Annotated in this window: 12 protein-coding genes; 6 read left to right on the plus strand and 6 right to left on the minus strand. The window is 61.1% G+C overall.

Annotated features, from left to right (window positions below):
• Positions 1-167: 167 nt before the first annotated feature.
• The 5 genes from ppx to ACXR0M_RS01980 form a co-directional block, all read right to left on the minus strand.
• Positions 168-1,670, minus strand: a complete 1,503-nt coding sequence (ppx, locus tag ACXR0M_RS01960; protein WP_458829424.1) for an exopolyphosphatase — start codon at positions 1,668-1,670, stop codon at positions 168-170.
• Positions 1,671-1,905: 235 nt separating this feature from the next.
• Positions 1,906-2,643 carry an amino acid ABC transporter ATP-binding protein gene (locus ACXR0M_RS01965; protein ID WP_458829425.1) on the minus strand — a complete coding sequence of 246 codons (738 nt, stop codon included), beginning with the start codon at positions 2,641-2,643 and terminating at the stop codon, positions 1,906-1,908.
• On the minus strand, positions 2,630-3,280 hold the full coding sequence (locus tag ACXR0M_RS01970) for an amino acid ABC transporter permease (protein ID WP_458829427.1): 651 nt from the start codon (positions 3,278-3,280) through the stop codon (positions 2,630-2,632). Before ACXR0M_RS01970 ends, ACXR0M_RS01965 begins: the two co-directional genes overlap by 14 nt.
• Positions 3,277-3,945 carry an amino acid ABC transporter permease gene (locus ACXR0M_RS01975; RefSeq protein WP_458829429.1) on the minus strand — a complete coding sequence of 223 codons (669 nt, stop codon included), beginning with the start codon at positions 3,943-3,945 and terminating at the stop codon, positions 3,277-3,279. The genes ACXR0M_RS01970 and ACXR0M_RS01975 overlap by 4 nt, the downstream gene beginning before the upstream one ends.
• Before the next feature lie 22 nt (positions 3,946-3,967).
• Positions 3,968-4,753 carry a transporter substrate-binding domain-containing protein gene (locus ACXR0M_RS01980; RefSeq protein WP_458829431.1) on the minus strand — a complete coding sequence of 262 codons (786 nt, stop codon included), beginning with the start codon at positions 4,751-4,753 and terminating at the stop codon, positions 3,968-3,970.
• Between the two features lie 256 nt (positions 4,754-5,009).
• On the opposite strand from ACXR0M_RS01980, the gene ACXR0M_RS01985 reads away from it, so the two are divergent.
• From ACXR0M_RS01985 to ACXR0M_RS02010, 6 genes are all read left to right on the plus strand, one after another.
• The gene (locus ACXR0M_RS01985; RefSeq protein WP_458829432.1) at positions 5,010-5,717 is read left to right on the plus strand and encodes a FadR/GntR family transcriptional regulator; all 708 of its coding nucleotides are present in this window, start codon (positions 5,010-5,012) and stop codon (positions 5,715-5,717) included.
• A gap of 120 nt (positions 5,718-5,837) precedes the next feature.
• Positions 5,838-6,167 (plus strand): thioredoxin TrxA, encoded by a 330-nt coding sequence (gene trxA / locus ACXR0M_RS01990; protein ID WP_458829434.1) that lies wholly within the window; start codon positions 5,838-5,840, stop codon positions 6,165-6,167.
• 248 nt (positions 6,168-6,415) lie between these two features.
• On the plus strand, positions 6,416-7,675 hold the full coding sequence (rho, locus tag ACXR0M_RS01995) for a transcription termination factor Rho (RefSeq protein WP_003229334.1): 1,260 nt from the start codon (positions 6,416-6,418) through the stop codon (positions 7,673-7,675).
• 194 nt (positions 7,676-7,869) lie between these two features.
• Positions 7,870-9,870, plus strand: a complete 2,001-nt coding sequence (locus tag ACXR0M_RS02000) for an acyltransferase family protein (RefSeq protein ID WP_458829437.1) — start codon at positions 7,870-7,872, stop codon at positions 9,868-9,870.
• 69 nt (positions 9,871-9,939) lie between these two features.
• Positions 9,940-11,406: a 4-hydroxy-3-polyprenylbenzoate decarboxylase gene (ubiD, locus tag ACXR0M_RS02005; RefSeq protein WP_458829439.1), complete on the plus strand. Its 1,467-nt coding sequence runs from the start codon at positions 9,940-9,942 to the stop codon at positions 11,404-11,406.
• Entirely contained in the window at positions 11,406-12,374 is a 969-nt protein-coding gene (locus ACXR0M_RS02010) for a CDP-6-deoxy-delta-3,4-glucoseen reductase (RefSeq protein WP_458829441.1), read from the plus strand. Before ubiD ends, ACXR0M_RS02010 begins: the two co-directional genes overlap by 1 nt.
• Positions 12,375-12,409: 35 nt before the next feature.
• On the opposite strand, the gene ACXR0M_RS02015 is transcribed toward ACXR0M_RS02010, so the two are convergent.
• A complete protein-coding gene (locus ACXR0M_RS02015) occupies positions 12,410-12,886 on the minus strand; it encodes a sn-glycerol-3-phosphate transporter (RefSeq protein WP_458829443.1) in 477 nt (158 codons plus the stop codon).
• Between the last annotated feature and the right edge of the window lie 59 nt (positions 12,887-12,945).

The raw sequence follows: 12,945 nt of genomic DNA on the forward strand, positions 1-12,945 counted from the left end.
TCCGCTCTTAAGTCGAATCCAATAAAAAAGGCGATCCCAAAGGATCGCCTTTTTTGTACCTGATAGACCAACCTGTAGGAGCTGCCGAAGGCTGCGATCTTTTGATCTTGATCTTCTCAAAAGCAAGATCAAAAGATCGCAGCCTTCGGCAGCTCCTACAGGGCTTGTCAGTGGACAGTGAGGATGATGCCTACTCGCGTCAGCCACTCGGCCTCAAGGCCAAAGTCGGCCTGAGTCAGCTGGTTTTCATCCAGCCAGTTTTCCGGGAATTCCACATCCAGGGTGTTGCCCTTGGCATGCAGTTTCACCTGCGGCATCGCCTGGGTGCCACGGATATGGTGGAACAGGATTGCGAAACGCAGCAGGACGCAGAGGCGGATCAGCTTGTCGCCGTCGTCACCGAACTCGGCAAACTTGTCCTTGGGGATGTTGCGGCGGTGGCCACGCACCAGCAGGGCGAGCATTTGCTGGTCCTCGCGGGAAAAGCCGGCGAGGTCCGAGTGTTCGATCAGGTAGGCGCCGTGCTTGTGGTAGTGGTAGTGCGCGATGTCGAGGCCGACTTCGTGGACTTTCGCCGCCCAGCCCAGCAGCTCGCGCCAGATGCCGTCATCCAGCTCCCAGTCGGCCGCGACCTGATCGAACGCGTGCAGCGCCTTGCGCTCGACCCGCGCAGCCTGTTCCAGATCGACGTGGTAACGCTCCATCAGCGAGGTCAGGGTGCGTTCGCGCACGTCTTCGTGATGATGGCGCCCGAGCAGGTCGTAGAGCACGCCTTCACGCAGCGCACCGTCGCAGTGATCCATGCGTTGCAGTTCGAGGGCGTCGAAGATCGCTTCGAGAATCGCAAGGCCCGCCGGGAAGATTGTCCGGCGATCAGGCTTGATGCCTTCGAAATCGATCTTGTCGACATCACCGAGCTTGAACAGGCGACGCTTGAGCCAGGCCAGACCTTCGGCATTCACTTCGCCGCTGCCATGCCCGCCGGCCTTCAGCGCCAGGCCGATGGCGCGGATGGTCCCCGAGGAGCCGATGGCTTCATCCCAGGTCAGGCGGTGCAGGGCGTGTTCGATGCTCATGATCTCCAGCCGCGCCGCGGTGTACGCCTGGGCGTAGCGGGCCGGGGTGATCTTGCCGTCCTTGAAGTAGCGCTGAGTAAAGCTGACGCAACCCATTTGCAGGCTCTCGCGCAGCAGCGGTTCAAAACGCTGGCCAATGATGAATTCGGTACTGCCGCCGCCAATGTCGGCCACCAGACGCTTGCCCGGAGTGTCGGCGAGGGTGTGTGAGACGCCCAGGTAAATCAGGCGCGCTTCTTCACGGCCGGAAATGACTTCCACCGGGTGGCCGAGGATTTCTTCGGCGCGGTGGATGAATTCCAGACGGTTGCGTGCTTCGCGCAGGGCGTTGGTACCAACGATGCGCACGGCGCCCAGCGGCATGCCGTTGATCAGTTGGGCGAAGCGCTTGAGGCAATCAAGCCCGCGCTGCATGGATTCTTCGTTGAGATGGCGCTCATCGTCGATGCCGGCGGCAAGCTGCACCTTCTCTCCGAGGCGCTCCAGAATACGGATCTCACCGTTCTGGGCCTTGGCCACGACCATGTGAAAGCTGTTGGAGCCCAAGTCGATTGCGGCGATCAGGGACAGATTCTTGGCTTTGGATTGCGGCATGATCAGGGGGTCTCGGTCGATAACCCCGACATCGTGCCACGATCAAACGCTGACGCCAACGCGCAGGGTTCAAACCGTTGATCCTGCGCATAAAAGCCTGAGACCGCGGCGCGGCCATTCGCGAGCAAGCCCGCTCCCACAGGTTTTCGTGTCGAACACGCCATTCGGTTTCAACACAGAACCCTGTGGGAGCGGGCTTGCCCGCGAAGAGGCCGTAGCAGTCAATGAATAACCTTCAGACCGTCGCTTCAACTGTCCCAATGAAATTCGCCAGCTCCGCCGTCTGCGGATTGGCGAACAACACTCGCGGATCCCCCACCTCATGGACCTTGCCATGGTGCATGAACACCAGTTTGTCGCCGACTTCCCGGGCGAAGCGCATTTCGTGAGTGACCATTATCAGGGTCATGCCTTCCTTTGCCAGTTGTCGCACCACCGCCAGCACTTCATTGACCAGTTCGGGGTCCAGCGCCGAGGTGATTTCGTCGCACAGCAGCACTTTCGGCGACATCGCCAGAGCCCGGGCAATCGCCACGCGTTGCTGCTGACCGCCGGAGAGGCGATCCGGAAACGCATCGAATTTTTCCCCAAGACCAACGCGTTCGAGCATCTCGCGTGCCAGTTCGGCAGCTTTGGCCTTGGGCACTTTCTGCACCACTTGCGGGGCGAGCATCACGTTCTCGCCCACCGTCAAGTGCGGGAACAGGTTGAACTGCTGGAACACCATGCCGACTTTCTGCCGCAGGCTGCGCAGATCGGCGCGCGCGGCGTCGAGGTATTCACCGTCGACTTCGATCACCCCGTCGTTGATCGACTCCAGACCGTTGAGGGTGCGCAGCAGGGTCGATTTGCCCGAGCCGCTGCGGCCGATGATCGCCACCACCTGGCCTTCCTCGACGCTCAGGTCGATGCCTTTGAGCACATGATGGTCGCCGTAGTATTTATGCAGGGCGGAAATTCTAAGCAGAGGCATGCAGTTTCCTTTCCAGGTAGCGCGCACTGAGCGACAAGGGGTAGCAAAGCAGGAAGTAGCCGAGGGCGACGAGGCCGTAGACCATGAACGGTTCGAAGGTGGCGTTGGCGAGCATGCCGCCGGTCTTGGTCAGTTCGGTGAAGCCGATGATCGACGTCACTGCCGTGCCCTTGACCACTTGCACCGAGAAGCCCACGGTCGGCGCCACGGCAATGCGCAAGGCTTGCGGCAGGATCACGTAGCGCAGTTGCTCCAGCGGATTCAGCGCCAGGCTCGAGGAGGCTTCCCACTGGCCATTGGGGATCGCTTCGACGCAACCGCGCCAGATCTCCGCCAGGTAGGCGCTGGTGAACAGCGTCAGGGCAATCGCCGCCGCCATCCACGGCGAGATTTCGATCCCGGCCAGCGCCACGCCGAAGAACACCAGAAACAGCTGCATCAGTAGCGGTGTGCCCTGAAACAGCTCGATCCAGGTGCGGGCAATATTGCTCGGCAACGGGTTTTTCGAGATGCGCATCACCAGAATCAGCAGCCCGACAATCCCGCCGCCAATAAAGGCCACCAGCGACAACGCCAGCGTCCACTGCAGCCCGGTGAGCAGGTTGCGCAGGATGTCCCAGAAAGTGAAATCGCTCATCGGCTGCTCCTCGCGATATAGCGGCGGCCGATCCAGTTGAGCAATTGGCGGATCAGCAGCGCCATGCACAGGTAGATCAGCGTGGTCAGCGCGTAGGTTTCAAAAGCGCGGAAATTGCGCGACTGAATGAAGTTGGCGGCGAAGCTCAGCTCTTCGGTAGCGATCTGCGAGCACACCGCCGAGCCGAGCATGACGATGATGATCTGGCTGCTCAGAGCCGGCCAGACCTTGCCCAGCGCCGGCAGCAGCACCACATGGCGGAACGCTTCGAAGCGACTCATCGCCAGCGCAGCGGCGGCTTCCAGTTGCCCACGGGGGATCGCCTGGATGCCGGCACGGATGATCTCGGTCGAATACGCACCGAGGTTGATCACCATCGCCAGCACCGCCGCCTGCCATTCGGAAATCTGCAGCCCGAGCGAGGGCAGGCCGAAGAAGATGAAGAACAGTTGCACCAGAAATGGCGTGTTGCGGATCAACTCGACGTAGACGCCGAAAATGGCCGAGAACGGGCGGATGTTCCACGCCCGCACCAGCGCACCGACGATGCCCACGCCGACCCCGAGCACCGCGCCAATGGCCGTCAGCTCCAGGGTGAACAGTGCGCCGCGCAGCAACAGGTCGGTGTTTTGCACCACCGGCATGAAATCGAACTGATAAGCCATCGATTGTCTCCCGCGCGACCGATCAGAGGTCGGCCGGCAGCGGCTCTTTGAGCCAGGTCTGCGAGTTCTTTTCCAGCGCGCCGTCAGCCTTGGCGGTGGCGAGGATCTCGTTGACCTTGCCCAGCAGCGCCGGCTCGTTCTTGTTCACGCCGACGTAGACCGGCGAATCCTTGAGCTTCACTTTCAGCGCCGGCACGCGTTTCGGGTTCTTCTCGCTGATCGCCACCATCACCACGTTGCCGCTGGCGATCAGGTCGACCTGACCGGCGAGGTAGGCGGCGATGGTCGAGTTGTTGTCTTCGAAGCGCTTGATGGTCACGCCTTCGGGGGCGACTTTGGTCAGCTCGATGTCTTCGATGGCGCCACGGGTGACGCTGATGGTTTTGCCCTTGAGGTCGTCAAGCGCAGTGATGGCGGCGTCAGGCGGGCCAAACACCGCGAGGTAGAAGGGTGCGTAGGCATGCGAGAAGTCGATGACTTTCTCGCGCTCCGGATTCTTGCCGAGGCTGGAAATCACCAGGTCGACCTTGCCGGTGGTCAGGAACGGGATGCGGTTGGTGCTGTTGACCGGGGTCAGTTCGAGTTTGACCTTGAGTTGCTCGGCCAGCAGTTTCGCCGTGTCGATGTCCAGGCCGCGGGGCTTCATGTCCGGGCCGACCGAACCGAACGGCGGGAAATCCTGAGGCACGGCGACTTTCAGCGTGCCGCGTTTGACCACGTCATCCAGCGCGTCGGCGTGAGCGGGGATCTGACTGAGCAACAGGCTGGAAAACAGCGCGGCGAGGAGGGCTCGGTAACGCAGGGTCATGGCAAATCTCCGGATCGGCGGGAAGTGATTTCTGCGATCGGACACAGCACGGGGCATGCCAACACGACGCGGAATGTCGCGCAGGCCGCGGATTCTGCGTGTTGCTTCGGTCTTACTGGTCTGAACAGTCAGGATGTTTTTCGCACCCTGATAGCGCATTACGCCAGTGCGCCGAACCCCGCTGGGGCACGACTTGCCGGATCCGGCGAATAGCTTTACAACTAGCCGCACCTTGGCCTGGCACGTCTGAAAAACCATGAACTCGATCTCCCGCGCGGTACCCGAAGTGGCGCTGCAAGCGATCCGCAAACTGATCACCGAGCAGGGTTTCGGCGCGGGCGATGCGTTGCCTTCGCAACGGGATCTGGCGGTGCAACTGGGGGTCAGCCGGGCGTCGTTGCGTGAGGCGCTGTCGTCGCTCAGCGCCCTGGGCGTGGTCAGTATCCAGCCGGGCAAAGGCGTGTTCGTCCAGGCGCCGGTGGAAATTGCGCAGGGTGAACATGCGCCGGGCTGGCCGTTTGCGGCGCAGGCCTCGCCGCTGGACATTTTCCAGTTGCGCTATGCGCTGGAAGGGTTTGCCGCCGGGCTGGCGGCGGTGACCTTGAGCACTTTCGACCTGGATGCGCTGGAGGACAACGTCGCGGCGATGCGTGAGCAATTGAAGGCCGGCGACTTCGAGGCCGCAGCGACACTCGACTTCGAATTCCATCGACGCATCCTGCTGGCCAGCGGCAATCAGGCGATGTTGAGCATCCTTGCCCACAGCGCCGAGATGTTTCTGGAGAGCCAGAAACTACCGTTCATCCGCGCCGAACGGGCGATGGAAACCTGGCAGGAACACCGCAAGATCCTCCGCGCCCTGGCCCGCCGCGCATCCGCTGCCGCGCAGAAAGCCATGCAGGAGCACGTGCGCAATGCCGCCCTGCGTACCGGAATCGCCTTCATCGCCCCCGCCGGCGCGTGACTTGAGCCATATCCAGATTCATGGAACGCCATAGCAAGACTCAATCATCTACGGCTTCCTGAACAGGGGAAGGGCGGCTATGATGGGCCACGCTTTTTTGCTTACAACCTGGAGAATTCCATGAGCAGCGATCTGATCAAACACGTTAGCGACGCTAGCTTCGAAGTTGACGTACTCAAGGCCGAAGGCGCTGTCCTGGTCGACTACTGGGCTGAATGGTGCGGCCCTTGCAAGATGATCGCTCCGGTTCTGGATGAGATTGCATCGACCTACGAAGGCAAGCTGACCGTTGCCAAGCTGAACATCGACGAGAACCAGGAAACCCCGGCCAAGTTCGGCGTGCGTGGTATCCCGACCCTGATGCTGTTCAAGAACGGCAACGTTGAAGCGACCAAGGTCGGCGCTCTGTCGAAATCGCAACTGGCTGCTTTCCTCGACGCCAACATGTAAGCGTCGCTGTAAAGTGTGCTGAAAAAAGCCCCGCAAATTGCGGGGCTTTTTACGTATTCAGGGCTAGACGCTCCGAAATCCAGGTGGTACATTCGGCCCCGCACTGGTTTCTCCACTGCCCCCTGCAAGCCGTCGCCGACGCACTCCTTTTCGAACAAGTTCGCGATCCTGTCGCCTTCTCCGCGGCGCGGCCTCATTAAGCCAAAAGCTTAATTTCCCCCCTCCATAAATGATTACGTCATTCCTATATGAATCTGACTGAACTCAAGCAAAAGCCGATTACCGAACTGCTCGAATTGGCCGAACAGATGGGCATAGAAAATATGGCCCGTTCGCGCAAGCAGGACGTGATTTTCTCCCTGCTGAAAAAGCACGCGAAAAGCGGCGAGGAAATCTCCGGTGATGGCGTGCTGGAGATTCTCCAGGACGGCTTCGGCTTCCTGCGCTCCGCTGACGCTTCCTACCTCGCCGGCCCGGACGATATCTACGTCTCGCCGAGCCAGATCCGTCGTTTCAACTTGCGCACCGGTGACACCATCGTTGGCAAGATCCGCCCTCCGAAGGAAGGCGAGCGTTACTTCGCTCTGCTCAAGGTCGACACGATCAACTTCGATCGTCCGGAGAACGCGAAGAACAAGATTCTCTTCGAGAACCTGACCCCGCTGTTCCCGACCGTGCGCATGAAGATGGAAGCCGGTAACGGTTCCACCGAAGACCTGACCGGTCGGGTGATCGACCTGTGCGCGCCGATCGGCAAAGGCCAGCGTGGTCTGATCGTTGCACCGCCAAAAGCCGGTAAGACGATCATGCTGCAGAACATCGCGGCGAACATCGCGCGTAACAACCCTGAAGTTCACCTGATTGTGCTGTTGATCGACGAACGTCCGGAAGAAGTGACCGAAATGCAGCGCACCGTGCGCGGTGAAGTGGTTGCGTCGACCTTCGACGAGCCGCCGACCCGTCACGTGCAGGTTGCCGAAATGGTGATCGAGAAGGCCAAGCGCCTGGTCGAACACAAGAAGGACGTGGTGATTCTGCTCGACTCCATCACCCGTCTGGCCCGTGCCTACAACACCGTGATTCCGAGCTCCGGCAAGGTCCTGACCGGTGGTGTCGATGCTCACGCCCTGGAGAAACCGAAGCGTTTCTTCGGTGCTGCGCGCAACATCGAAGAAGGCGGCTCGCTGACCATTATCGCCACCGCGCTGGTTGAAACCGGCTCGAAGATGGATGAAGTGATCTACGAAGAGTTCAAGGGTACCGGCAACATGGAACTGCCGCTGGACCGCAAGATTGCGGAAAAGCGCGTGTTCCCTGCGATCAACATCAACCGCTCCGGCACCCGCCGCGAAGAGTTGCTGACCGCCGACGACGAACTGCAGCGCATGTGGATTCTGCGCAAGCTGCTGCACCCGATGGACGAAGTCGCGGCCATCGAGTTCCTGGTCGACAAGCTGAAAACGACCAAGACCAACGACGAGTTCTTCCTGTCGATGAAGCGCAAGTAACATCGCCGGTTGAACCGATAAAAAGGGCGTCCCTTTGGGGGCGCCTTTTTTTTGCATGAAATTTGTCCCGGCAATGGGAGGTTTCTGATCTGGTAAGGTCAGTGATCGAGCATGACGACCATCGGCCTCACGAGCTTTCTGACTCAGGCTCGGGCTGTTCAAAAAATAACCATCTGATTGGCATTTAAAGATTTATGAGCACTCTCGCTTATCGAAGGGATATCGACGGCCTGCGCGCAGTCGCAGTGATCGCCGTGGTGCTGTTCCATTTCGGCGTCCCGGGGTTTACCGGCGGTTTTGTCGGCGTGGACGTGTTCTTCGTGATTTCCGGCTACCTCATCACCTCGATCATCTGGAACCAGCGTCAGGCGGGGCGTTTCAGCTTCGTCGAGTTCTGGGCACGGCGCGCGCGGCGGATTCTGCCGGCGCTGTTTGCGATGATCATCACGGTGCTGGCGGTGGGCTGGTTCCTGCTGGCACCCAAGGACTACGAAGAGCTGGGGCGCTCGGTGCGCTATCAGGTGACGTTCGTTTCGAACCTCCTGTTCATGCGTCAGGACGGTTACTTTGATGTCGCCTCTGACTTGAAACCATTGCTGCACACCTGGTCGCTGGCGGTGGAAGAACAGTTCTACATCGTCTTCCCGCTGCTGCTGACGCTGCTCTCGAGCCGCTTGAAGCATTGGCGACTGGCGCTGTTCGGCGTGCTGCTGGTGTCGTTCGGCCTGAGTGTGTGGGCGATCAATCATCACCCGGAAAAAGCCTTCTTTCTGCTGCCGATGCGCGCCTGGGAGTTGCTGGCCGGGGCGATGCTGGCGATTGCACCGAAGCACGCCTGGCGTTTGAAGCAGCAGGCCGCCGAAGCCTTGAGCCTGTTGGGCATGGGGCTGATCCTGCTGGCGGTGTTCGTCTACGACAAGTCGACACCGTTCCCGGGAGCTACCGCATTGCTGCCGGTGCTGGGCGTGGTGCTGCTGATCCTGGCCAACGGTCATCGCCAGACGCTGATCGGTCAATTGTTGAGCAGTCGGGTGATGGTCGGCCTCGGGCTGATTTCCTATTCCTGGTACCTGTGGCACTGGCCGGTGTTCGTGTTTTCCAGCTACGCCAGTGTCGATGAGCCGGGCGCGCTCGACACCGCCGGGTTGATCCTGCTGACCCTGGTGCTTGGCTACCTGTCGTGGAAATTCGTCGAAACCCCGTTCCGTGAGCGGCGCTTGCTCGCGGGGCGCCGGCAGATTCTGCTGGCCGGTTTCTGCGGGATTCTGCTGCTCGGGCTGGCCGGGCAATCCCTGCGCTGGACTGATGGCCTGCCATGGCGCCTGTCCGAGCAGGCGCTGCAATACGCCAAGGGCCGCGAGTGGCGGCCGGAGCTGATGGCCTGTCTGGCGGACGACAAGACCCCGGACGACAAGCTGTTCTGCCATTACGGCGTAACGGATCTGCCCACGCGGGCGCTGGTTTGGGGCGACAGTCACGCCACCGCGCTGATTCCGGTGTTCGATGACGGCGCCAAGGCTCATGGTGTCAGCGTGATCCTCGCCAGTTCCCCCGGCTGCATCCCGGTCGATGGGCTGGAGCATGACGGTGTCTGTGCACGCTTCAACAAGCGGGTCGAGCAGGGTCTGAAGTCGCAAACGGTCAGCGATGTGGTACTGGTCGCGCGTTGGAGCCTGTACCTGTATGGCGATGCCAAAGGCGATCTTGGCCACGTACTGAGAACACCCGATGGCCGCTATGATCGCGCCGACGCCGAACGACGCCTGGCCGAAGGCCTGCGGGCGCGGGTGGCGCAATTGCGTGCTGGCGGTCATCGCGTGTGGCTGGTGAAAGAGGCGCCGCTGCAAGCCTTCAGCCCGCCGTACCGCCTGACGCGGCTGGCGATGCTCGGTCGTCCGGTGGATGACGTCGGCCTGGACGTCGAGGCGCACCATAAACGCCAGGTGTTCATCAGTCAGTTGTTCGCGCAACTGGCGCAGGATGATCCGGCGGTGCGCGTGGTCGATCCGGCGCCGCGGCTGTGTGACGACAAAGGCCTGTGCCACGCGGAACTCGGCGGTTACTCGCTGTATACCGATGACAATCACCTGTCCGAAGTCGGTGCGCGCTTCGTCGCGCCGATCCTCGAGCCGCTGTTTATCGGCCTGCAGGCTCGGGAAAACCATGGAAAAGCGCAGACCAATGCAGCCAAGTAAGCAGCGACAGGCTGCCACAGGCCGGCTTAGCAGGTAGGATGTACGCCTATTTTGAGGGTGCCATCGTCAATGAAATTCAAGGATCTTCGGGATTTCGTGCAGCAGCTTGAGCAGCGCGGAGAGTTGAAACGCATCCAGATTCCCGTCTCGCCGGTGCTGGAGATGACCGAGGTGTGCGACCGCACACTGCGGGCCAAGGGCCCGGCGCTGCTGTTCGAAAAGCCGACCGGGCATGACATTCCGGTGCTCGGCAACCTGTTCGGCACTCCCGAGCGGGTGGCCATGGGCATGGGCGCCGAGTCGGTCAGCGAACTGCGCGAGATCGGCAAGCTGCTCGCCTTTCTCAAGGAGCCGGAGCCGCCGAAGGGCTTGAAGGACGCGTGGTCGAAGCTGCCGATCTTCCGCAAGATCATCTCGATGGCGCCGAAAGTGGTCAAGGACGCGGTGTGCCAGGAAGTGGTCATCGAAGGCGACGACGTCGATCTGGCAATGCTGCCGGTGCAGACCTGCTGGCCTGGCGATGTCGGCCCGCTGATCACCTGGGGCCTGACGGTCACCAAAGGTCCGAACAAGGACCGGCAGAACCTCGGCATCTACCGTCAGCAAGTGATCGGCCGTAACAAGGTGATCATGCGCTGGCTCAGCCACCGGGGTGGCGCGCTGGATTTCCGCGAGTGGTGCGAGAAGCATCCGGGCCAGCCGTTCCCGGTTTCGGTGGCGCTGGGCGCTGACCCGGCGACCATCCTCGGCGCGGTGACGCCCGTGCCGGACAGCCTCTCCGAATACGCTTTTGCCGGTCTGCTGCGTGGTAACCGCACCGAACTGGTCAAGTGCCGTGGCAACGACCTGCAAGTGCCGGCCACCGCCGAGATCATCCTTGAAGGCGTGATCCATCCGGGGGAAATGGCCGACGAAGGTCCGTATGGAGACCACACCGGTTATTACAACGAAGTGGACAGTTTCCCGGTGTTCACCGTCGAGCGCATCACCCACCGGATCAAGCCGATTTATCACAGCACCTACACCGGTCGGCCGCCGGATGAGCCGGCGATTCTCGGCGTGGCGCTGAACGAAGTGTTTGTGCCGATCCTGCAGAAGCAGTTCCCGGAGATCACCGACTTCTACCTGCCGCCGGAAGGCTGCTCATACCGCATGGCCGTGGTGACGATGAAGAAGTCGTATCCGGGGCATGCCAAGCGCGTGATGCTCGGTGTCTGGTCGTTTTTGCGACAGTTCATGTACACCAAGTTCGTTATCGTCACTGACGACGATATCAACGCCCGCGACTGGAACGACGTGATCTGGGCCATCACCACGCGCATGGATCCCAAGCGCGACACGGTGATGATCGATAGCACGCCGATCGACTACCTCGACTTCGCCTCGCCGGTCTCCGGTCTGGGGTCGAAAATGGGCCTGGATGCCACCCACAAGTGGCCGGGCGAAACCACTCGTGAGTGGGGCCGTGTGATCGTCAAGGACGACGCCGTCACCCAGCGGATCGATGCCATCTGGAATCAGTTAGGAATAGATTGATGCGTGTAACCCTGCAGCCCTCCGGAGCGGTGCTTGAGATACAGCCCGGTGAGCGGATTCTCGATGGTGCGCGGCGCCTGGGCTACGACTGCCCGCAGAGCTGCCGCAACGGCAATTGCCATGTGTGTGCGGCGCTGCTGGTAGAAGGCCGCGTCGAGCAGGCCGGCAAAGTCCATGATCACGGTGAGTTCTACACCTGCATCGCCGAGCCACTGGAAGACTGTGTGCTGCTGTGGGATGGCGTGCTCGCGTTGGGAGAACTCCCGGTGCGCAGCCTGGCGTGTCAGGTCATTGAGTGCCGGGACGTCGGCGGCGACACCTGGCGCGTGCGCCTGCGCGCGCCGGCGGGCAAACCGCCGCGCTATCACGCCGGGCAGTACCTGATGATCGAGCGTGAGAGCGGCGAGAAGTCGGCATTCTCGATGGCCTCGGCGCCCCACGGCGGGCGTGATCTGGAAATCCACGTGCTGGCCCGCGAAGCCAGCGCGCTGAGCCTGATCGAACAGCTGCAGCGCAACCCGCTGGTACGCGTCGAACTGCCGTTCGGCGACACCCATCTCGCTGAATTGCCTGACGGTCCGCTGGTGCTGATCGCTGCGGGCACCGGCATGGGCCAGATACACAGCCTGATCGAACACTGCCGCGCCAACGGCTTCAAACACCCGGTGCATCTGTACTGGGGCGTGCGGCGTCCGGAAGACTTCTACGCCATCGAGCATTGGGACGAGTGGCAGAAGCTGCCCAACCTGTTCCTGCACAAAGTGGTCAGTGACCAGTGCGGCTGGGAAGGGCGTTGCGGCATGTTGCACCAGGCGGTGTGTGAAGATTTCGCCGATCTGAAGCCGCTGCATGTTTACGCCAGCGGCTCGCCGGCGATGGTCTACGGCACGCTGGATGCGCTGGTGGAAGCCGGGATGGATGCGCACCAGATGCGCGCTGACGTTTTTGCTTATGCTCCGCGCTCTTGAGCCGCGCTCTTGAGCCACGTTCTTGAACTGCAGCGCTAGAAACGCACCCCGCTAGTCACCATTGCCGCATTGGCGCCGAGCAACACCAGCTCGGCCGCCACTGGGCCGTAGTGAGTGCCAATGGAGGGGATGATCACCGGCGCAACGCCGTAGCGATTCAACGGAATCTTGTTCCGATAATCACCGCGATAGCCCTGCAACAGCCCACCGGTAACTTTCAGATACAGCGGATACTCACTGCTGTCATAGCGTTTGCCGACATAGGCATAGTTTGAACGCTGGCGGAACGAGTTGCGAAAGGTGGCCCCGCCAAACACCCAGCCGGACGCCTGATGACGTTCGATGCCGATCAAGTCCTGGTGATTATTGTGTTCAGGGTCGGGCGAGTAATGTCGGGTGTAGACACTGGTCTGGGCGTACCAGAAACCCTTGTTCTTTTGTGCGTCATCCTCGGCCAGCGCCTGTTCGGTCTGAAGCAATAACAATGCGGCCAACAGCCTTGGTTTTTTCATCATGCAGCCTTGGTTAAACGGATGGCTTGCGCCAGAGGAAAGCCGTTATACGTAGGCGT

It is taken from the genome of Pseudomonas sp. Eth.TT006, from assembly GCF_054456575.1.